A 21,801-nucleotide genomic window follows, 5' to 3' on the forward strand; every position below is an offset into this window, starting at 1 on the left:
CGGTAGATTTCAAGCAGGTGTGCTGAGGGCCATCTTTCGTTTCAGCGCGAACAAAAAACCGCCCCGGCATTCAGTGCCGAGGCGGAAAAAGATTTAGGAGCGGCCGAGCTGGTCAAGCTCTTCAAGGCTAGTGGCGCGACTCAGTTCATCGTCAGTAAGCCCCTCTACTAGTTTGGCGTTGCGGCGATCGCGGCGTTTGTCGTTGAGAATGGCGATACCGATAGCTACAAAGAAGAAGAAGAGGAGGGGCAGCATAAGGTAAAGCATTGACATGATGTCGTTACCGGGGGCGGCTATTGCAGCAAGTAGGCCGACGAGCACAACGACCCAGCGCCAGGATTTGAGGATAGTCTTGCCTCGAATCAGGCCGATGAAGTTAAGACCTACCAGGACAACCGGCAGTACAAAGGCGATACCGAAGACCAGCAGAAACTTAACCACAAAACTGACGTAGACATCAGCGGTGAAGAGGTTAGTGGCACCGTCAGGGCTGAACATGGTGAGGGTGCTGACTGCGGTAGGGAGTACCCACCAGGCCAGGCCGGTACCTAGAAGGAACATGGGGATGGCAGTAAAGACGAAGCCTAGGGTGTAGAGCTTTTCCTTACGGTAGAGAGCCGGGGTGATAAAGGCCCAGAGCTGGTAGAGCCACACGGGGCTTGCGATAACCAGGCCGATGTAGAGGGAGATGCGCACCATCTGATCGAAGGGAGATGTTGCGGTGGAGTAGTTAAGAGCAGCGGTACGGCCTGCTTCTGTGTTGATAGCGTAGACCGGGGCGCTGATAGCCTCCATGAAGGGTTCGTAAAGGAAGAAGCCGCCGATGGCGCAAATAAAGGTAGCAACGGCCGCTTTAATTAGACGGTTGCGAAATTCGCGAAAGTGTTCGCCGAGGGCCATGGTGGCCTGGGGGTTGTTCTTTCGGCTGGTTGTTTTAGCCATGGGTGCCTTCTACTGAAACTCTAGGAGCCCATAAACCCGTGCTCTGGCGGTCAGGGCACGGGTTGGGCGGTTAACTCACGAACGCTCTGAGAGGAGAACTTAGTTCTGTGAGCCCTTGTTCTGGTCGGTGGTGGGGTTATTGATAACTTCACCGGAAACAACAGAGCCGTTGGTGTCGTTGTTTACTTGGTTGTTTTTCTTGGAGTCATTCTTCAAGCCATCAACTTCTGATTTGAAGATACGCATGGACTGGCCGAGGCTACGAGCCATGCCAGGAAGCTTGGGGGCACCAAAGAGTAGAACAATAATGATGAGGAGGATAATGAGGTGGACGGGGCCGAGATTAGCGAGCACGAGCGTTACCTTTCTTGGAGACGTTTAAGGTCTCCGATGAGTTGGGGCTGTCCGAGTTCGTCACGGCGCTGAGAGCGGCGGCGGGCTCGGTCGAGCGTTCGAGTGTTTTTACCCTGGATATAGTCTGCGTAGGCACTTCCAACGGGGGTGAAAAGAGCTGGTTGAGGCTCTTCTCTCAAGGGCTGGGCGTAGTTAGCCTGCCCCAGCGCATCTGTGATGTGAGACTCCCAGTCTTGAGCGGCATCAAGTGCACCCAAGGCTTTGCGGAAAACCCGATAAAGTAGCCAGGCTAGTAGGCAGAGCGAACTCACTACGAGTACGGTCCACAAAACTATCCAAAACCACCAAGGCATAATTCCAATTATATATCCCATCTGGCTTTAGTTTTGAAATTATTTTGCTGTGTGCTTGCACTGATTATCCTGGGGTATAGGTGGGTATATTATTCCGCGGCTTTTACTGCTCCCCTAGTCACCCAGCAGGTCTAACAGTTCTTCACGCAGATAGGCAGGGGTCAAGAGGCGGACGGTCGGCCCCAGGTCTATCAAAAGGTGGATAGCCCACAGGGTATGGGCAAGGGGTATCTTATAGAAAATTGTGCCCTCCTCATCGGCTATTTCTAGGGCGTAGCGGCATAAGGTGCTGTGGGTTTTCTCGCGCACAGCCGCAGGCAAACTTTTTGCAACAGCCAGAATCATGGTCTCAGCTGCCACCTGGCCACGGGTTAGCTGCGTGAGCCAGGTCCGGGGGCTAATGGGGGCGGACGCCTCACCCTGCTGCCCGTCCTCAGTCAGCCTTGGGTGGGTGAAGGCCTCGCCCTCTAGCGGTGTCATACTCATGATCTGGTCGAGTCTAAAATGCCGCATCTGCCCGCTCAGGCGGCACCAGGCTTGAAGATAACGGGGGCCGTTATCGACAATGAGGGCTATGGGCTCAATAACTCGCTCAGAGATAGAACGGTGAGAACGGTAGACAATCTCCAGGGCAATCTTCTCATCAAGAGCCCGCTGAATCAGGGGGTCTAGGTCAGCCCGATATACACCCACCCGCCTAGCCAAGGGGGCCTGCCCAGTAGCACCTTGTGAAGCAACCGACGCCCACACCTTCTGACGTAAATGACTGTAGAAGGACTCCGTATCGAGGCTCGCTGATAAGTCCAAAGCCAGACTCAAAGCCAAAGCCTCAGCACCGGTCAAGGACACACCGCGAGTTAGCACCTGCTGGCCCCTCAGAGTCACAAACCCGGCGGGGCTCACCTCAAGCGCCAGCGACTCAAAGCCCACACTACTGGCTAAGCCTTCAAGCTGGGCACGAGCCTTCTGCTCGGTGGTCGAGAAGAAATCTGCCAAGGTAGCAAGAGGCAAACCACCGGTACTTTCGACCAAAGAAACCATCAGCAGAAGCCTCATCAACTGGTCAGCGGCACTTTCCCGAAACCGCTGGGCCACCACCGGTTTCCACGACTTAACCCGGCTAGGGGCAGATAAACCAGGGGCCTGGGAGTGCCAAGTCCGCAACTTTTGCCGTAGCCGGCCCTCTTCATCAGCTACCCTTTGCTGGTAGTCCCCCAGCTCACTAGCCGCCGCGTCATCAGGTAGCCGGTGCGTGCGTCCGCTCTTAATAGCCTGCACAGCAGACTCCACCACCCCATAGGAGGGAGCAAACTGAAGCTCACCAGAGCCCTCCGCCACCCCCAAAGGAAGGCTAGCTACCTGCCGAACCTGCTCAGGTTCTAAGGCAGCAAGCTCCTGCACCATAGAAAAGGACGCCGGCGGCTGCGGCCCCTCAATGGCAAGAAGAGACAAGCCCACAGCCCTCTCAAGCCGAAAAATCCGCTGAGCCTTCCGGAACCTATCCCAGCCCACCAAATACCAGTGACCAAACCGCAACCCAAGACCCCAACAAGCCACCGACCGCACCTCATCTCGGCCCGCATAACGAAAACTCACACCCTTACCCTCAGCAAGAGCCGCAAGACACTCAGCAACCCCCGGAACCGTAGTAAACCGGGCAGGCTCCCCCAACTCACCACCCAAACGCTGACCAACACTCGCACCCACCTTCAACAAAGCCGCGCGAGTAAGCCGCTCCACCTCCGTACCCTCCCAAGCCCTAGCACAGTGACTGAGCACCACCACATCAAGAGCAGAAAAATCAGCAACAGGCTGCGACGTAGATTCCAGCCGATAGACAAAACCCAGCCGAGAACGATCAGCCCGCTCAGCCACCAGCTCAACACCCAAGGCCCGCAAAACCTGCTTATCACGCTCAAACATACGCTCAAAAGCGGCATCAGTAGCCGCCACATCATAACCGGGCACCCTCTGGCGCAAAGCATCACGATCAATCCCCCAGGGGGCCGATGAGAGCACATCAAGTAAGGCAGCAGCACGTTCAACAGCTTTAGAAGTCACATACATAAAGATAGTCCCCGGCTCTTTCGAACCGGGGGCCAAACACGCTAAGGCTCAGACCTAGAGCAGAATTAACGCTTAATAACGTCTACCAAATCCACCACAAAAATCAGGGACTCATTAGGGCCAATAGCAGAGCCAGCACCGCGTGAACCATAAGCCATCTCGCTAGGGATCTCCAGGCGACGGCGTCCGCCCACCTTCATACCTAGCAGGCCCTCGTCCCAGCCACGGATAACCATGCCCACACCGACCTGGAAGCGCAAGGGTTCGCCACGGCCCCATGAAGAGTCAAACTCTTCACCGGTGGAAAAAGCAACACCAACATAGTGAGCTGAAACAGTATCACCAGCCTCCACTACCTCACCGGCACCCTCAATCTCATCAATGATGATGAGCTCTTCGGGGGTACCGCCTTCAGGGAAATCGATTTCAGGCTTGCTACGGTCGAGATTACGCTGACCAAATGACATAGGTTATACCTTTTCTACTGGAATGATAGGAAAACTTAGTTGTTTGTTGAAGCGGTTGCTTCGGCGCTCGCTGACTCAGAGGCTGAGTTTGTGGCAGTTGCACTAGCATCTGAGGTTGCTGATGAGGTCGCGGAGGCACTAGCCGACGCGGTAGCGGTGTTAGCAGGTGATGTGCCTAGAATATCTACAACAAAGACCAAAGCACCCTCAGGGCGACCACTACCGCCGGTATCTTCACCGTAGGCCAGTTCACTGGGGATAACCATGAGCACGCGGGAGCCAACAGTTTTACCAGCTAGCCCCTGCTGCCAGCCTTCAATGACGTTATTCAAGGGGAAGGGGGTGGGGGTGGTGCCATAGCTATTATCAAACTGTTCACCATCTGACCAAGCTACACCAACATAGTTGACGTATAGAGTGTCATCAGCCTTAACAGTAGCGCCGGTACCGGTCATCAGATCTTCAGTGTAGAGCTCGGTGGGGGCATCGCCGCGGTCATCGGCCAGGGTCAGGGTTGCGGTGCCGTTATCGGCCAGGGAGAAGCTCTCCAGGGCTGGGGACTTCTTCTCGTTCACGGTGCCTTCAGCGCTCTTGAGTAGCTTACCTGAGACAGTGTAGACCTCTACGTTGGTGGGGGTGCCAGCTGAAACGGTGGGGGCTGGTGTTTGAGCTGTTACCGGCCCAGGAACAAGATTGGTGGAATAAGAGAAGGACATACCGACCTTTGCGCCCACCAGAATATCGTAAAGCTCAGGAGCAGCCTTCTTCAGATCCTCACCCACCGGGATAATCATGGGAGCATCGCCGTAGGTGGTTCCCGCGGACGTACCATCAGCACCATTAAAGACGGTTGCTTCAACCAGCAGGTTGTCGCCATCTTCGATAGTTGCGCCCTCGCCGTCCTCAATCTTGTAGGCTTCAGTGCCATGGGCTGCAAAAGGAGTTGCGAAGGAAACCGAAGGTTCAGCGGTTGCCCCATTGATGGAATAATCAACCTCAGAGAGGCTACTGCCGTTGTCGCCGCCGCAGGCAGACAGAAGCAGAGCAACCATGGCGGCGCTGGATGCGAAAAGGGCTGGCTTTTTCTTCACTAATTTCACTTTCCTTAGGTTGCGTCTTTCTACAGAACGCTTTTCTTCACCGCGTACATACTAGCGGATAGAGCTGAAAGAGATCTGGTAATTCTCTGGCTCGCCTAGATGAAAGGCGGTGACCAGGGGCCCTGCGAGCCTGTGGCTAAGGTAGCGATAAGCTCTTCTAAAGCCGCACTTTCAGTAGCGAAAGGGTCTTTACACACAACGGTCAGGTGCGGCTTATTGTTGAGTTTAAGGTGCACCCAGTCAACGGTAAAGGGCTCCCCAGCATTGCGGGCAGCACTGATAAAGCGGCCACGCAAGGACGCCCTGGTTGCAGGCGGGTACACGGTGGCATGAGCGATCTCATCCTGGCTGATGAGATTTTTGACCAGACCGTTGCGGGTCAGCAGACCAAAGACACCACGGGCGGGGTCAATATCGTGGTAGGCCAAATCAAGCTGCTGGATTTTAGGGTCATCATAGCCACTGGCTCCACGGGCAATATAGGTATCAAGTAGCTTCTTCTTGATAGCCCAATCAATCTCAGTATCAATCAGAGAAGTATCGCCACTTTCTACAGCATCAAGAGCCCGCTCCCAGAGATCAAGAATGTAGGGGACATCCTCATGGTGGGCGCCCTTCTCCTCGATATACCGGCAAGCTGCAACCTGGTAATGACGCTGTAACGTAAGGGCATTTGCCTCCCGACCATCAGCCAGAGGGAAGGTAGCGGTGCCGGTGAGGTCATGGGAGATGACGCGCAGGGCTGTAGCCGTATCTTTAATTTCAAAATTTTCGAGGGGATAGTAGTCCTCGAGCATACGAAGCACCAGATCCGTGGCACCAAGCTTGAGCATAGTGGTTGCCTGGGACATGTTGGAGTCCCCATTAATGACGTGCATACGACGATAGAGCGTGGCATCGGCATGCGGCTCATCACGAGTGTTAATAATGGGGCGGGCACGGGTAGTGGCCGTTGAGGAACCCTCCCAGATATGGTCGGCTCGCTGGGAGAAAGAGAAACTAGGCTCCCCCTCTACCCCCAGCGGACGTCCGCCCCACTGCGGCGGACCATCAGCGTGAGCTTTACCCGCACCCACAACAATCTGACGAGTAATCAAAAAAGGAATCAGCGAACGCACCAGGCGAGAGAACTCCACCTTACGTTCAAGCATGTAATTCTCGTGAGATCCAAAAGAATTACCGACCGAATCAACATTATTTTTGAAGAGGAAAATCTGCCCCTGGTGGCCCTCAGCTTCTAGAGAGTCCTCAGCCTGGTTAACCAGGTCATTCAGCAGGAACTCCCCCGCCTTATCCTGAATCAAGGCATCACGAACTGAGGCTGTCTCCGCGGTGGCGTATTCGGGGTGAGAACCCACATCCAGGTAAAGACGCCCCCCATTGGGCAGGAAGACGTTAGAGGAACGCCAGGTATCAACCACCGGTTTGAAGAGCTTACGAGCAGCTTCTTCAGGGGCCAAAGGCCCAAGCCCTTTCGGGATGTATCTGATACCAAACTCAGTTTCAATGCCGAATATTCTGCGTTCCACGGTTCTTCCTTAGCGTTGAGGGGCGGGATGGGTCAGGCGAGGCCCTACTGGCCGCCCTTTTGTACGAAGCCCTTGACGAAGTCTTCGGCGTTTTCTTCCAGCACACCGTCAATTTCTGCTAGCAGGTCATCAATATCTGAGACGGCCTGTTCATTCACTTCGGTATTCTGGCTGGCAATAGCTACCTCTTCTACCTGCTGGGCGCTGGTTGAGGTAGTGCTCTGACGCTGGATACGTTCCATAGTTTTCTCTTTTCTCTGCGGTTAAAGGCTAGCTAGGTTACTGATCAGCAAGAATAGTAAAAAGCTGATCAGCATGTTCTAACCCCAAGTGGGGTTCTACAAGGTCGGCGGTAAAATGCTCCGGGTCATCCATCGTCAAACGATGCAGGTCAATGGAGAGAGGGTTACGCACTGACAGCGTATCCCAGTTAGCGCCAATCACCTCATCAGGCCAGGTAGTAATGAGCTTACCGCGTAAGAAAGCACGAGTATCACGCGGCGGTTCTGCCGCAGCCCGAGCAATCTCTTCGCCGCTAAAGAGCGTGCGCATACGCCCCAGGGCAACCAGCTTATGGTAAAGACCCTTGTCGGGGCGGACGTCCGAATACTGCAAGTCAATAGCAGCCAGTTTAGGATCCCCCCAGCTCAAGCCCCGATCAACGTAGCCTTTAAGTAGGGCATACTTCGCAACCCAATCCAAACGGTTCGCTAAAGACAGCGGGTTACTCTCAAGAGCTGTCAGCACTTCATCCCACAGGTTCAAAATCTCTGCGGTTGCCTCATCGGGGTTAGACTCTAAAGCCTGAGCAGCGTCAAGGTAAACCCGCTGAATCTCTAAGGCGCTCATAGTACCCCCACCGGCCAGAGGCAACTGGGCGGTAAAGGTCAGATCATGGCTCACCGTGTGCATGGCAGAAACCGCATCAGCCAGCTTAAGAGCAGGAACCGCCTTGGCCTCCACCAGGTTAAGCACCAGGGCCATAGTGCCGAACTTCAGCAGGTTAGAAGTATGCGAAAAATTAGCATCCCCGGTAATCACATGCAAACGACGGTAGCGGCTACCATCAGCATGGGGCTCATCACGGGTATTAATCATAGGACGGCGCACAGTGGTTTCCAGCCCAATAGTACGCTCAAAAAAGTCAGCCCGCTGAGATATCTGAAAACCAGCCTGCTCCCCCGCTACACCCAAGCCCAGACGCCCTGCCCCCACCATAACCTGACGGGTAGCAAAGAAAGGCAACAAGGCAGCAGCCAGGTACTCAAAATCTACAGAACGAGGCACCAGGTAATTCTCATGGGAACCATAAGACTGCCCCTTACCGTCCGTATTATTCTTATAAAGATTAACCGCAGGCATAGCTGAACTATTATTTGCAGTCACCTTTTCAATAGTCGCTACAGTCTGGGCAGCAATATAATCACCAGCAGCATCCCACAGGACGGCATCACGCGGGTTCGTCACCTCAGGCGAGGAATACTCCGGGTGAGCATGATCCACATAGAAACGAGCCCCATTAGGCAAAATAGAATTCATCGTGACCGCATCCCAGTCGATACGCTCAGCAAAATACCCAGCCTCACTCAAAGCCTCAGCAGCAATATCTTCACTGGTCAGCACATGGGCAGTATCAGTGAGCTGGGTAGGGTGAGCCTGCTCCCGCGACATCTCAAAGCCACGAGCATCCACCAAAGGCGCCTCAGAACCATACTCCCAGCGCGTCTCAAGCGCCGATGAAAGCTCCTGCTTAAAGAGAGTGTCATAGGTGTTCACCACAAAGGCAGAAAGCACCGTAGGGTTAGCCTGAGGCTGATTCGGGGCATGCACCCCATACTCAGTTTCAGCGCCCATAATACGACGGACAGACATACCTAAACCCCCTCACCCTGACTGACAGCACGAGCAGGAGCCGCATTCACCACACGCCCACGAACATTCAAGGTAGAAAGCACATCCTCAATCTCACTGGCCTGAGGAACCTCAACCTGATCCTCAAACTCAGCCCGCACCGCCTCTAAAAGATGCTCAGTGCTCATACCCTCAGCACCAGTAGACAGATAGGACTTAATAGCCAGTTTCTTAGCCTGATTGACGATATTACGAATCACCGCACCAGAGAGGAAATCACCGCGCAAGAGCCAACGGCTAGAACCGTCCTCCATATCAACACTAATGTAACGGTTAGCCGGCTCCCTTGAAAAGAGATGCCCCACCACAGTATCAATCATGCTAGCCACAGCCTGCTGCTTCGACCCAGCCTGAGCAACCTCACGCTGACTAATCGGCAAATCCTCCGTCAAGTAAAGACCAAAGATTTCAACAGCACCAGCCCGATCCGGGCGGTTAATACGAATCTTCACATCTAAACGACCAGGACGCAAAACAGCCGGATCAATCATGTCCTCACGGTTAGTCGCACCAATAACAATCACATTATCCAGGCTCTCCACACCATCAATCTCAGCCAAGAGCTGAGGCACAATAGTAGTTTCCACATCCGAAGAACGACCCGAACCACGCGTACGGAAAAGCGACTCCATCTCATCAAAGAAAACCACCACAGGGTTCCCAGCGCGAGCCTTATCACGGGCAGCCGAAAAAATATCGCGAATCTGACGCTCAGTCTCACCCACATACTTATCAAGCAGCTCCGGGCCCTTAATATTCAAGAAATAGCCCGTCTTCTTCCCGCCCTCAGAACGCTCCGCCGCCCGAACCGCCAAAGAATTAGCCACAGCCTTAGCAATCAAAGTCTTACCGTTACCGGGAGGGCCATAGAGCAAAATACCCTTAGGCGGGGTCAACTGGTATTGCCGGTAAATCTCCGGGTGCAAGAAAGGCAACTCCACAGCATCACGAATCAAATCAATCTGAGCACCCAAGCCACCAATATTGTCATAGGTAACATCAGGAACCTCCTCCAGCACCAGCTCCTGAGCATCCGTAGCAGGAACCACAGAAGTCACCATCTGAAGACGCGAATCATAGGTAACAGCATCACCCACCCGCAAAGCATCCACATCCAGGGCACCTGAAATACGGGCAACCGCCTTAGACTGATTCGGCAAATCAACCACCAGATGCTCCGAATCAAGCACCTCACGCACCGTCACCACATCACCATAACCCTCAAACCCCAGCGACACCACAGCCTGAGTCTGGTCATTGAGCAGCACAGTCATACCCGGCTTCACCTGAGCAATCGGCAACAAAGGAGAACAGGTAATACGCACCAGACGGCCACCCAACAAAACATCAAGATGCTCTTCAACCTCAGCCGGAGTCTTACCCTCAGCAAGATCCTGATAGGTCATCGTAGCCCCACTAACCCCCAACACCAGAGCCGAATTCAGAGGCGGGGAAACATCCTTAGACAAAGCCAAGCGCAGATGCTCAATTTCGTTCTTGGTCTTCGTCAGCGCCGCCACCAGCTTCTGATTGCGCTCGCCAGCAGTCCGCAGCTGCCGGTCAAGGTTACGGCGGCTATCGTTAGCTAGGTTGAGCTGGCGCAGAATACGCTCGTAGTCCTCCGATGAAACGGGTAAACGTTCACTCATGCTGTGGGCACTTCTTTCTGGTCACGACTCACTGGTGAGTCACAGCCCCGCCACCTCAACTATCGACGGTGGCGAAGCCTTCTTAGGGGTTTACTTATTGTGGTTCTGGTCAGTCTCAGCAACCGTAGCTTTCTGAGCTGCTGCTGCGGCCTTTTCGGCCAGGCTCAGGGCATCTCGGCCAGCACGGCGTAGCTTACGGTCAGAGACGTTGCGCTCACCTAGAGCTGCGGGCGTCCAGGCATTCATGTCCTCTTCAGAGAAATCAGTCTTTGATGCACGACGCTTAGGTGCCAGGCGCTCTGCCCCATCAGCTAGGCGGCGGGCTGTGATAAGGAAGCCCGTGTGAGCTACCATGCGGTGGTCAGGGCGCACTGCCAGACCCTCCACATGCCAGCCGCGGACCATGGTCTCGTGAGATTCCGGCTCGGTGAAACGGCCATCGGCGCGCAAGGCCTCAGCCACACGCGAGAGCTGGGTGACGGTGGCAACATAGCAGATAATGACGCCGCCTGGTGCCAGGGCTGTAGCCACAGCATCCAGACATTCCCAGGGGGCCAGCATATCGAGCACGGCACGGTCCACGCTGCCTGGCTCCTCAACCTCGCCCAGAGCCTCAGCCAAATCACCCAGGGTCAGGGACCAGGCCGGGTGCTGCCCGCCGAAGAAGGTTTCGATGTTACCGCGGGCAATATCAGCGAACTCCTCGCGGCGTTCAAAGGAGCGCAGGTGCCCGCCGTCGCCTACTGCACGCAGCAAAGCGATAGAGAGCGCACCAGAGCCGACACCGGCCTCAATCACACGAGCACCGGGGAAGATATCGGCCATGGCCACGATCTGGCCGGCGTCCTTGGGGTACACCACGGCAGCGCCGCGGGGCATAGAGAGCACAAAGTCCTTATAGAGCGGGCGCAGGGCCTGGAATTTGATGCCTTCGGAGTTTTCAATCACGCTGCCCTCAACGTTGCCGATGAGCTCACTGTGCTTAAAAAACCCGCGATGGGAATGGTATTCCCCGCCTTCTGCCAGGGTAATGGTGGTCATGCGTCCGCGATCATCGGTCAGCTGGACGCGTTCTCCCGGGCGGAAGGGGCCACGGCGGTTGACACTACCTGTAGGGGTACTCATAAAGTCAGATTTCTCTTTCGATTTTGGTCTAGTTTCTTCTATTGTCTCAGAAAAGCGCCATGGGGTCATTTAGATGAAGACGTGCCAGCGCCCACGGCAGAAAGCCCCACCCGCGTCATAGCCTGAGAGGTTATCAGGCCCACGGTAGTAGCACCGTCCACAACCACCCAGGCGAGATTCTGCCCCTGCTGTTCTTGAGGCAGACGGTAGTGGGCGAAACCGCTACATTCATCAAGAGTGTCGATGGAGCCAGCTGTGAGGGGAAGCGAACGAGCTGCAACCGGCTGGGCAATAGAAACCAGGGGCTGATGCGCAAGAGAACCAAGAGCAGCAGCTAAGGTGGCCGGGTCTACCCAAGCTAGAGGGCGCTCCCCTGCCCCGATTTGCTCTACAAGAAGGAGGGGGGAGCTGCCGTCCCAGTCTCGGCAGGCGCCACCGATAGTGCTTCGCCCATCGACAAACTGGGCTGGCACCATTAGCGAAGACGCCCGCAAGGGGTGATAAGGGTCTGAATCCTGGGCTAATCGCCTGAGAGTATAACGGGTGCCCTTCCATAGGTAGAAGGCTAAAGCCCCGGCTACAAGCAGAACCCAGAAGGAACGCCACTGACCCGTAAAGAGTAGGACGCTGACCAGTAATGTGAGCAGGAGCAGACCCGTATAGGCTGTCACACGAGTTGCCACCGATCGGCGCCCAACCACCATGAAGATAATTGCCTCTAAAGCATAGCCACCGTCTAAGGGGAAGGCTGGTATGAGGTTAAAGAGGCCGATGGCAAGATTAAGTTGGGCCGCAAGAGCAAACCCGAAGAAATCAGCTGACCCCGTTGCCAGCCATACCAGCTGGCACAGGGCGGCTATCACACCGTTGATTATCGGGCCCGCTACCGCCACCAACGCTGAGGTGCTAGCTGAGGTAGCCTGCATTCTCGTCTGACCACCCCACATGTTAAGGGAGATAGACGAAATATTCGCACCCCGAGCACGGCCAACTACAGCATGGGCCAGCTCATGGGCGAAAACCCCCAGAGCTAAAGTGCCGGCAACCACGCCAGCAGCCAGGTAGCCCTGCGCCACTGATAAAGACGGCAAAGAAGCTAGATTCAGGCCATAGCCCACCAGAACCACAGCCATTAAGGGGAACCACGACCAGCGCAGGTAAATAGGTGCACCCGCAAAAGAACCGATGCGTAGACCCGGATAGGAACCCATACCCTATTACCTCCTGAGCGCTATTCTGCCGGTGCAGTTCCCCCCAGCCTCTTTAGTCTATTACGTCTAGAGGTTATGGCCTATCAGGGGTAGGATATGGGGGGTGATTAATCAGCCCCTGCCTCTCAACGCTCTCGACCGTTTTGCAACCGCCTCAGCCCAGCCGGGCCATGCCCCTACAGTGCTCCTGGTCAGTTTTAGTGGCTGGAATGACGCCGGTGATGCCACCATCGAAGCCTTCCGCGCTATCTGGGAACACTACCCCACTACACCCATGTCAGGGTTCGATACCAGCGGCTGCTACAACTACACTGAGACCCGCCCCCTCCTGAGCATCGACGATAAGGGCACCCAGCGCATTACCTGGCCCGAAAGCATTTTTACTGAAGCGCAAACAACATCCGGTATCCGCCTGCTCACGCTCTCCGGGCCCGAACCCTCCATGAACTGGCAGACCTACAGCGACCGCTTCAAAGACTTCATAGCCCAAGAAAAGATTGACCTGGTTGTTTTCTGCGGGGCCTTACTCGATGAGGTTCCCCACACCCGCCCCCTGCCACTGAGCGTCACCAGCTTTACCAGCAGCGTCCTTGCCCTCGATGGGGTAGAAACCAACACCTACCAGGGCCCCACAGGCCTGATTGGTGTGCTGGCCTACGAAGCTGGGAAGGCCCAGATCCCAGCTCTCTCACTGTGGGTATCAGTGCCCCACTACCTACCAGAGCCACCCCACCCCAAAGCAACCTTCACCTTGCTCTCTGCCCTCGAAGCTATACTAGGGTTCCCCCTGCCCCTAGAGCGCAGTGCAGATGACATCGCCAACTGGAACCACCAGGCCGATGCCCTCACCGAAGATGAGCCCGACCTCGCCAACTATGTGCGCACCCTGGAATCAATAGCTGAGGCCACCGACGACATCGCTGACCTCAGCCACATAGATATTGCGGCCCAGTTCGAGAAATTCCTCAAAGACCAGGACGACAACTAAGCAGTAGGTGCCAGATCAACACCCAGGCGTGCCATGAGCAAGTCAGCTACCAGCTGGCCGCCAGCCCCACCGTTTTCCAGGGTAGAAAGAGCCCACAGGTCAAGCGCAACCAGGGCGGCAGGGGTGTTAAGATCATCAGCCAGGTGCTGGCGGACGGCATCAAGCAAAGCCAAAGCCGCCTCATCAGCCTGCCCCTGGGCAGTCTCCACAGCAGAACGGTAAAGCTCCAAGCGACCCTGCGCCTTAGCCAATAAATCATCCTGCCAGAACCAATCGGTGCGGTAGTGGTTATCCATAATGGCCAAGCGGATCGCGGCAGGCTCCACACCCGCAGCCCGCAGCTTCGACACCAGCACCAGGTTGCCCAGGGATTTACTCATCTTCTCCCCGTCAAGGCCCACCATGCCAGTGTGCATATAGTGGCGGGCCATGGGCTTACCGTTGAGAGCGAACGAGTGGCTAGAACCCAAATCGTGGTGGGGGAAAATCAGGTCAGAGCCGCCACCTTGCACAGAGAAAGGTGCGCCCAGGAACTCACTCGAAATGACGCTGCACTCAATATGCCAGCCTGGGCGGCCGCGTCCTAGCTCCCCTGCCTCCCAGGAAGGCTCCCCTGGCCGCTCAAGACGCCACAGCAAAGGGTCCAAGGCGTTGCGCTTACCGGGGCGCTGAGGGTCACCACCGCGCTCACCAAAAATAGTCAGCATCTCTTCGGGGCTGTAGTGGGCTACCTGCCCTAAGGACCAGCCGCCATCACTGTTTTTACCCAGCTTCTGGGCAGCTTCAATATCAAAATAAATATCGCCATCAGGCTGGGCAAGGCCCTGCTCATCGGTAAACCCGGGCACACGGTAGGCCAGGCCCTCACGAAGAAGCTTTTGCACAGCAGCCACCACAGAAGGAACCGAGTCTACAACACTTACATAATGGTCAGGGGCGATCACGTTCAGGGCCACCATGTCGCTGCGGAAGAGCTCAGTCTGCTCCTCAGCTAGCTCACGCCAATCAACACCTGTAGCTTCAGCACGTTCGAGCAAGGGGTCATCAACATCGGTGACGTTCTGCACGAACGTCACCTCTACCCCAGCGTCACGCCAGGCACGGTTGAGCACATCAAAAGCAACATAGGTAGAGGCATGCCCCATGTGGGTAGCGTCGTAGGGGGTAATACCGCACACATACAGCCCGGCGCGGCTCTCGCGCTCAAGAGTTTGCCGGCTTCCTGCTGCAGTATCGAAGATGGTAGGGAGGGGCGCCTGCCCCGGGAGTGACGGAATGGTGGGCTGATCCCAAGCTCGCATGAAAACCTCACGATAGTTGCTATGCTCCCACCCAAGGCTATCCCGGGCGGCGCTTTTTCTCTCACTAAAACAATACCCGCCCGGAAAGCTATTTCCGGGCGGGTAAGAGAGTGAGTCAGGTCTACGCAGCGAGGACGCCGGTGCCTAGAAGGATGTACAGGGCAAGACCCAGGGCGATTCGGTACCAGACAAAGATGCTGTAACTCTTGTTAGAAACATATTTGAGGAACCAGCCAATAATCAGGTAACCCACCACGAAGGCAACCAGGGTCGCAACTACGGTAGAACCCAGGCCATAGTAGCCGGTAAAGCCCTCAGAGAGGCTCCCTGCTAGCTTATAGAGACCCGATGCGAAAACGGCGGGAACAGCCAGAAGGAAGGAATAGCGGGCTGCAGCCTCACGGGTATAACCCATGAGCAGACCTGCCATGATAGTACCGCCAGAGCGTGACACGCCAGGGACCAGGGCTAGCGCCTGGGCGAAACCGTAGATAATACCGTGCTTGACGGTCAGATCTTTAAGCTCTCGCTGCTCGCGGCCGATGCGGTCTGCAATGCCCAGGAAGATTGCAAAGACAATCAGCATGGTGGCAGTGATCCACAGGCTGCGGAAGGTCGAATCGATGTAGTCTTCCAGCAAGATGCCCAGAATACCGATGGGCAAGGAGCCGATAATAATGAACCAGCCCATACGAGCGTCCGGATCCTTCTTATCGACCTTACCCACCAAAGAACCAAACCAGTTCTTGATGATTCGAACGATGTCCTTCCAGAAGAAGACCAAAACAGCCGCTTCAGTACCCAGCTGGGTAATAGCGGTAAACGCCGCACCGGGGTCTTCATTGTTCGGCAAGAACTGACCTACGATACGAATATGACCCGATGACGAGATCGGCAAAAACTCAGTTAGACCCTGGACAAGACCCAGGATAATTGCTTGTATCCATTCCACAGCAGAAAACTCTACGCTAGGAAAAGAAAAAGCACAGCACCGCTGGCGGTGCTGTGCTGGGAATAACAGGAGGGACCTAGGTAAGCGGTCTACTTCTGCTCTTCATCGAGGTAGTACTCCACCTCATCGTCTTCGTCATCTTCATCAAAGTCGTAGTCGAAGTCATCGTCGTCGTCATCATCCTCATCTTCGATGAAAACTTCAAGCGGGGTGACCTCTTCGTAGGCATCGAACAGGGCTTCTTCGTAGCGTTCGAAGGCGTTTGCGATAGCTACGTAAGTTTGGTCGACGGCGGCATCGTGGTCCCCACGGCTATTGACGATAGCGTTAAGGTGCTCTTCGAGGGCGGCGGTCAGGTGAGCCAGTTCGGCACGAGGATTATTACTCATACAGTAGACGTTACTCTCTTTCACCGAGGGTGTGAAATACTGTGCGGTAAAAATTTGGTGAATCACACACAACAGCGCCGCCTCCCCTCTCTTAAAGAGGTGAGGCGGCGCCGTCTATGAGCTAACTAGCGAAAGGCTAGGAAAGGCTCAGGTTTAGAAACCCAGGCTTGCCAGGGACTCGTTGAGGGCCTTGGCTGAGTTGCGCAGACGCTCAATTTCTTCGTCTGACATGGGAACGTCAAGGACGCGCTTGACACCTTCACGGGAGACGATTGAGGGAAGTGACAGGGCAGCTTCACCTTCGATGCCGTAACGGCCACGCAGCTGGGTAGCAACGTTCAGTACAGCGTTCTGGCCACCAAGGATGGCTTCGGCGATACGGGTTGCAGAGACACCGATAGCGTAGTTGGTTGAGCCCTTACCTTCGATGACCTTGTAGGCTGCGCGCATAGCTTCTTCAGCAAGTTCGGCCTTGACCTCTTCGGTGAAGATCTTTTCGCCTTCTTCGTTGGTCCATTCGTCCAGGGGAACCATGCCGATGTTAGCTGCTGACCAGACGGGGAACTCGGAGTCGCCGTGCTCACCAACGATGTTGGCGTCAACAGAGTTGATGGCAACGCCAGCCTTTTCGGCGATGAGCCAGCGCAGGCGGGATGAGTCAAGGACGGTACCTGAGGCGAAGCAGCGCTCGGTGGGCAGACCGGTGATCTTCTGGGCAACAACAGCCAGGACGTCACAGGGGTTGGTGACGATCATGAGGATAGCGTTGGGTGCAACTTCCATGACCTTAGGAAGCATAGCCTTGAAGATGTTGACGTTTGCTTCTGCCAGTTCCAGGCGGGGCTGGCCGGGCTGCTGGCGGGCACCTGCGGTGACGATGATCAGGTCAGCATCGCGCAGAATTTCTACGTCGCCGCTACCTGCAACCTCTACTTCGTGAGCAAACAGGGTACCGTGGGCGATGTCCAGGCCTTCTGCCTCAGCGCGTGCAGCTGCGATGTCGTAGATAACAACTTCGTCGGCAGCGCCACGGAGGGTTGATGCGTAGGCGATAGCTGAGCCAACGCCACCAGCGCCGATAACGCCGAGCTTAGTGTGCTTCTTTTCGAGAGACATAGGAGGTTCCTTTCAGCAGATGCTGTGGGGGTTGTTCTGTGTTCGTGACATCCTCAAGTATGTCAGAAAATAATGCGGTGGTTTATTGGGTTTATGCGCTTTTCATTTGGGGTTTCACTGACCTTTACTCAAAAAGGCCCGCAAACCCAAATATGTGCAGTGTGACCTTTTGTGTAAGGTCACATTCCATTGCTTCTCTCTTCCCATCTGCGCCCTCAACATTGTGTCATACAAGACGCTTTCAGAAGGAAGCATTTTTGCAGAACTGCACATAAACTTATGAGGTGCGCAAACCCAAGACTACGCACCCGCTCGCAAACCAGCGTCCGCCCACCGTAGACCAAGCAAAACAGCGCCCCTCACTCCACTCCTGATAAAAGGTTCCTCATGTCTACAATACCGGCAACACCAGAACACACAGGCAGTCAAGACCAACCCCTGATGACCCACCGGCAAATCATGCTGGTCATTCTTGGTCTCATGGCCGGCATGTTCCTCTCATCCCTCGACCAGACCATCGTCTCTACAGCCATCAGAACAATCGGTGACGACTTACACGGCCTCGAACAGCAAGCCTGGGTCACCACCGCCTACATGATCACATCCACCATCACCACCCCCATCTACGGCAAACTCTCCGACCTCTTCGGACGCCGCCCCCTCTACCTCTTTGGCATCATGGTCTTCATCTTGGGCTCACTACTCTCAAGCTTCTGCACCTCTATGACCATGCTGGCAGCCTTCCGCGCCTTCCAAGGCATCGGCGCAGGTGCCCTCATATCTCTGCCCATGGCAATTATGGGCGATATGCTAGCTCCTCGTGAACGCGCCAAATACCAGGGCTACTTCCTGGCCGTCTTCGGCATCTCCTCCGTGCTCGGCCCACTCACCGGAGGACTCTTCGCTGGCAGCGATGAGATCCTATGGATTACCGGCTGGCGCTGGGTCTTCCTGATCAACGTCCCTATCGGCATCATCGCCCTGGCCATAGTCTGGAAATTTCTTCACCTACCCCGCCTCACCGACACCAGCCTCAAACCCCGCGTTGACTGGTGGGGCGCAAGCAGCGTAGTGGTAGCCCTCCTTCCCCTACTACTCGTTGCTGAACAGGGCCGCGAATGGGGCTGGACTTCTACAGCATCCATCACCTGCTTCACCATCTCCGCTGTGGGCCTAGCAGCCTTCCTCATCATTGAATCCAAGATGGGGCAAGACGCCATCCTCCAGCTAGCGCTCTTCCGCTCCGGCGCATTCTCCATGTCATCCACCCTGGGCTTCTTAGTAGGCTTCGGAATGTTCGGTGCCATGATGACCATCCCCCTCTACCTGCAAATCGTCACCGGGCTCACCCCCACCGAGGCAGGCTTTGCCACCTTGCCCCTGATGGCCGGCATCATGATTGCCTCCATCGTCTCTGGCCGCCTGGTCGCCAGCACCGGCAAGTACCGCATCTTCCCTATACTCGGCACCGCCTTTATGGTCCTGGCCTACTACTACCTGACCTTCATGACAGCTGACCGACCCCTCTGGTTCCTCATGGTAGCCATGTTCCTTATGGGCCTTGGCCTGGGCCAGCTCATGCAATCCCTCACCCTAGCAGCTCAAAACGCTGTTTCACCGGCCTACATGGGTGTAGCTTCATCAGCATCCACCTTCTTCCGCCAGATTGGTGGCACCCTGGGCACCGCCGTTCTGCTCTCCATCCTCTTCTCCACCATGCCCGGCAACATCATGCAGGCCATAGGCAATGAGGACGACCTGCGCCCAGGTCTCGATGCGGCACTCACCCCTGCCGTGGCGTCCGCCCCTGAGAATCAGGGCATTATGCAGGAGATGTGGAACCCGATCGTAGAACCAGCAAAGGCCTCCATCGCCAGCCAGCAGGCTGTTGACTGGTCAGATGACACCCAACGCACCTACTGGGTCGAACAGCTCACCCCCACCCTGGCCGAGCAAATATCTGCAACCTCAACAGAGGGAGAAGGGGCAGAAGCGTCAATCTCTGATACGTCATACCTCACCGGGGCAGATGCCCGCCTCACCCGCCCATTCATGGTTGGCTTCAACACCTCAACCCTCTCGGTCTACTGGGTCGGTTTCTTCGCCACCCTGCTGGCCTTTATTCTGACCCTCTTCTTCAAGACTCCCCCGCTACGCGCAGTATCAGGCTTGCAGGAGAATGCGCAGAGTAACAAACAGGGTTAAGTCCCACAGAAACTCGTGAAAAAACGGGATTCTGCAGGAGCGCCCTCAAGGTGTTCACAGCCCTTGAGGCGCTCAAAGGGCGCGCACACCGCCTCCAACATCTTCAGCACAGGCTGCACATTGCCCGCTTCAACCTGACGTAAAGCAGCGTCAAGGGCAAGATTTCGCGGAATATACACCGGGTTCTGGGCAAGCATCAGCTCAGTAGCCCGCAGAGGGCTAGTGTTGGTGGCCGCCCTGAGCTGCTGCAACTGTTTATTCCATCCCTCGTGTGCAGCCTCAGGGAGTAAGCAGTTGCCTTCAGCTAAAGATCTAAAGAAACCAGTGAAATCTAGGGCATAGCTTTCGAGTAGACCCAGGGTTTCTTATACGAACCGGTCTACCTGTGTGCGGGTGCCCGCACTAGCTCCTGCCAGGTCAATGCCTAGTTTGACTGCAAAAACCTCTGCCTGCCGCTCAAGAATCTCATCTTCACAGTTAGAAATAACCTCGGTGGCTAGGTGAACCGCCCGGTTGGGGTTCTCTGGGTCGATGATATCGAGCAGGGCTTCAGCAAAGCGGGAAAGATTCCATGCGGTGATGCCGGGCTGATTCTTGTAAGCGTAGCGCCCCTGGCGGTCGATGGAACTAAAAACCTTGCCACGCTCAAATGCATCAATAAAAGCACAGGGGCCAAAGTCGATAGCTTCACCTGAGATAGTCACGTTATCGGTATTGAGCACCCCGTGTACGAACCCCAGGGCCTGCCAATGTGCCACTAGATGGGCTTGCCGCTGCGCCACGGCACTAAGCAGGCCTAAGGCACGTTCCTCACCCGGCTTGCCCTCTAGAAGGTGCGGGTAGTGCCGTGCGAGGGCATAGTCTACCAACTGTTGTCTTATCTGCCGGTCACAGTGGTACTGGGCGTACTGGAAGGTGCCCACCCGCAGGTGGCTGGCAGCAACTCGCAGCACCAGGCCCGCTGGCTCCGGCTCGGGTGCCCGGCGCTGTATTTTTTCACCGGTTTCAAAGACAGCCAGGGCCCTACTGGTTGGCAGGCCAAGGGCATGCAAGGATTCCCCGATGATTGCTTCTCGCCAGGCTGCTGATAGTGGGGCCTTGCCGTCCGAACCGGGGCGGGAGAAGAGCGTCCGCCCACTGCCTTTTAGATGCACATCAACACGATTATGGCCCAGAGAGCGGTTTCCTACACTCCCCTGTTCTGGAAGTAGGAGTTCACCGACCAGGTGGGCGCGCCCGTCCCCCAGCACTGGCGATAACTGCCCGAATTGATACCCCGAATAGGCCATGGCGAAGGTAGGGGCCTCTCCCCTGCCGGTCATCCAGGCTAGGCCCGCTGCGCTGCGCAACCAAGCCTGGTCTAGCCCTAGGTCTTGAGCTAGTTCCTCATTGAGCCAGGCCAAGCGTGTTCCCTGCCGAATATCTGTTTCGGCCGGGTGGGCTAGGTCTGGGAAGCTCTGCGCGTAGGTATGTTCAAGGGCCGGGGCGGACGAACGGGGTACGGTAGGTTGCATAGAGCCAGTTTATCGCCCGGTCTGAGGCTATAAGAACTGGCTTTGAGGCAGGGTACTGCCCCCTGCTCAAAAAAAATTTTTTAAGGGCGCCAGCCAAAAATAATCAGTTTAACTGATGAGTAAAGTTGATGATCTAACCAGGGCAGAAGAATACCGTTCAAACCTTAGCGCCGAATACAGGCCAAAGAGCAACAAAAAACCGGCTCCTGTCAACAGGAGCCGGTTCCTTCTATATTCCCACTAGGGGTTATATGGTGCGCGAGGGGGGACTTGAACCCCCACCCTCTAATACGAGGACTAGCACCTCAAGCTAGCGCGTCTGCCTATTCCGCCACCCGCGCAAGGTGTCTTACACGTCTTTTTCCAAAGCCGTGCTGGCAACGAGTAATAACTATACCGAGCACTTCTCACGCACGCAAACCAGAAAGGGGCTTTGGTGGCATAAGCTCCATCACATACACATAGCAGAAAAAAGGCCCCCAGTTGCTTCCCAACCACCAGCCTTGCAGAAACCAGATAAACCAGCTTTGGGACTTGTGGAGCCTAGCTGTCAACAAAAAACCGGCTCCTGTCAACAGGAGCCGGTTCCTTCTATATTCCCACTAGGGGTTATATGGTGCGCGAGGGG

19 protein-coding genes and 1 tRNA gene are annotated in these 21,801 nt (G+C 55.6%); 2 read left to right on the top strand and 18 right to left on the bottom strand.

Annotated elements, in window-relative coordinates:
• Window positions 1–93: 93 nt before the first annotated feature.
• From tatC to ACED87_RS05770, 12 genes are all read right to left on the bottom strand, one after another.
• A complete protein-coding gene (gene tatC, locus ACED87_RS05715) occupies window positions 94–942 on the bottom strand; it encodes a twin-arginine translocase subunit TatC (protein ID WP_449083018.1) in 849 nt (282 codons plus the stop codon).
• 99 nt (window positions 943–1,041) lie between these two features.
• On the bottom strand, window positions 1,042–1,296 hold the full coding sequence (gene tatA, locus ACED87_RS05720; RefSeq protein ID WP_449083020.1) for a Sec-independent protein translocase subunit TatA: 255 nt from the start codon (window positions 1,294–1,296) through the stop codon (window positions 1,042–1,044).
• Window positions 1,297–1,301: 5 nt separating this feature from the next.
• On the bottom strand, window positions 1,302–1,649 hold the full coding sequence (locus tag ACED87_RS05725) for a hypothetical protein (protein WP_449083021.1): 348 nt from the start codon (window positions 1,647–1,649) through the stop codon (window positions 1,302–1,304).
• Between the two features lie 114 nt (window positions 1,650–1,763).
• On the bottom strand, window positions 1,764–3,710 hold the full coding sequence (locus tag ACED87_RS05730) for a helix-turn-helix transcriptional regulator (RefSeq protein WP_449083023.1): 1,947 nt from the start codon (window positions 3,708–3,710) through the stop codon (window positions 1,764–1,766).
• Between the two features lie 71 nt (window positions 3,711–3,781).
• On the bottom strand, window positions 3,782–4,183 hold the full coding sequence (locus tag ACED87_RS05735) for an FKBP-type peptidyl-prolyl cis-trans isomerase (RefSeq protein WP_237185669.1): 402 nt from the start codon (window positions 4,181–4,183) through the stop codon (window positions 3,782–3,784).
• 35 nt (window positions 4,184–4,218) lie between these two features.
• Window positions 4,219–5,274 carry an FKBP-type peptidyl-prolyl cis-trans isomerase gene (locus ACED87_RS05740; RefSeq protein ID WP_449083026.1) on the bottom strand — a complete coding sequence of 352 codons (1,056 nt, stop codon included), beginning with the start codon at window positions 5,272–5,274 and terminating at the stop codon, window positions 4,219–4,221.
• Window positions 5,275–5,378: 104 nt separating this feature from the next.
• Window positions 5,379–6,812, bottom strand: a complete 1,434-nt coding sequence (pafA, locus tag ACED87_RS05745) for a Pup--protein ligase (protein ID WP_449083028.1) — start codon at window positions 6,810–6,812, stop codon at window positions 5,379–5,381.
• Window positions 6,813–6,856: 44 nt separating this feature from the next.
• Window positions 6,857–7,054: a ubiquitin-like protein Pup gene (locus ACED87_RS05750; protein WP_449083030.1), complete on the bottom strand. Its 198-nt coding sequence runs from the start codon at window positions 7,052–7,054 to the stop codon at window positions 6,857–6,859.
• A gap of 37 nt (window positions 7,055–7,091) precedes the next feature.
• Window positions 7,092–8,684, bottom strand: a complete 1,593-nt coding sequence (gene dop / locus ACED87_RS05755; RefSeq protein WP_449089696.1) for a depupylase/deamidase Dop — start codon at window positions 8,682–8,684, stop codon at window positions 7,092–7,094.
• Window positions 8,685–8,686: 2 nt separating this feature from the next.
• Window positions 8,687–10,372, bottom strand: a complete 1,686-nt coding sequence (gene arc, locus ACED87_RS05760; RefSeq protein ID WP_449083034.1) for a proteasome ATPase — start codon at window positions 10,370–10,372, stop codon at window positions 8,687–8,689.
• A gap of 90 nt (window positions 10,373–10,462) precedes the next feature.
• Entirely contained in the window at window positions 10,463–11,497 is a 1,035-nt protein-coding gene (locus tag ACED87_RS05765; RefSeq protein ID WP_449083036.1) for a tRNA (adenine-N1)-methyltransferase, read from the bottom strand.
• A gap of 65 nt (window positions 11,498–11,562) precedes the next feature.
• A complete protein-coding gene (locus ACED87_RS05770) occupies window positions 11,563–12,708 on the bottom strand; it encodes a site-2 protease family protein (RefSeq protein WP_449083038.1) in 1,146 nt (381 codons plus the stop codon).
• 103 nt (window positions 12,709–12,811) lie between these two features.
• Here ACED87_RS05770 and ACED87_RS05775 point away from each other — a divergent pair, with 103 nt between their 5' ends.
• A complete protein-coding gene (locus ACED87_RS05775; protein WP_449083040.1) occupies window positions 12,812–13,696 on the top strand; it encodes a PAC2 family protein in 885 nt (294 codons plus the stop codon).
• Here ACED87_RS05775 and mshC read toward each other — a convergent pair.
• The 4 genes from mshC to ACED87_RS05795 all read right to left on the bottom strand — a co-directional run bounded on the left by mshC (window position 13,693) and on the right by ACED87_RS05795 (window position 17,454).
• The gene (gene mshC, locus ACED87_RS05780) at window positions 13,693–14,997 is read right to left on the bottom strand and encodes a cysteine--1-D-myo-inosityl 2-amino-2-deoxy-alpha-D-glucopyranoside ligase (RefSeq protein ID WP_449083042.1); all 1,305 of its coding nucleotides are present in this window, start codon (window positions 14,995–14,997) and stop codon (window positions 13,693–13,695) included. The genes ACED87_RS05775 and mshC overlap by 4 nt on opposite strands.
• A gap of 121 nt (window positions 14,998–15,118) precedes the next feature.
• Complete coding sequence (locus ACED87_RS05785; RefSeq protein ID WP_449083044.1) at window positions 15,119–15,949, bottom strand: undecaprenyl-diphosphate phosphatase; 831 nt, start codon at window positions 15,947–15,949, stop codon at window positions 15,119–15,121.
• Between the two features lie 89 nt (window positions 15,950–16,038).
• A complete protein-coding gene (locus ACED87_RS05790) occupies window positions 16,039–16,338 on the bottom strand; it encodes a hypothetical protein (protein ID WP_449083046.1) in 300 nt (99 codons plus the stop codon).
• Window positions 16,339–16,491: 153 nt separating this feature from the next.
• Window positions 16,492–17,454: an L-lactate dehydrogenase gene (locus tag ACED87_RS05795; RefSeq protein ID WP_449083048.1), complete on the bottom strand. Its 963-nt coding sequence runs from the start codon at window positions 17,452–17,454 to the stop codon at window positions 16,492–16,494.
• A 387-nt stretch (window positions 17,455–17,841) separates the two neighbouring features.
• Between ACED87_RS05795 and ACED87_RS05800 the strand changes: the two genes are divergently transcribed.
• Complete coding sequence (locus ACED87_RS05800; RefSeq protein WP_449083050.1) at window positions 17,842–19,659, top strand: MDR family MFS transporter; 1,818 nt, start codon at window positions 17,842–17,844, stop codon at window positions 19,657–19,659.
• Between the two features lie 365 nt (window positions 19,660–20,024).
• Here ACED87_RS05800 and ACED87_RS05805 read toward each other — a convergent pair whose 3' ends face one another.
• Both ACED87_RS05805 and ACED87_RS05810 read right to left on the bottom strand, forming a co-directional pair.
• Window positions 20,025–21,173 carry a protein adenylyltransferase SelO family protein gene (locus tag ACED87_RS05805; protein WP_449083051.1) on the bottom strand — a complete coding sequence of 383 codons (1,149 nt, stop codon included), beginning with the start codon at window positions 21,171–21,173 and terminating at the stop codon, window positions 20,025–20,027.
• Window positions 21,174–21,425: 252 nt separating this feature from the next.
• Window positions 21,426–21,514: transfer RNA gene (locus tag ACED87_RS05810), tRNA-Leu, on the bottom strand.
• Window positions 21,515–21,801 lie beyond the last annotated feature (287 nt).

This window comes from Rothia sp. 32237D007AR (assembly GCF_053544675.1).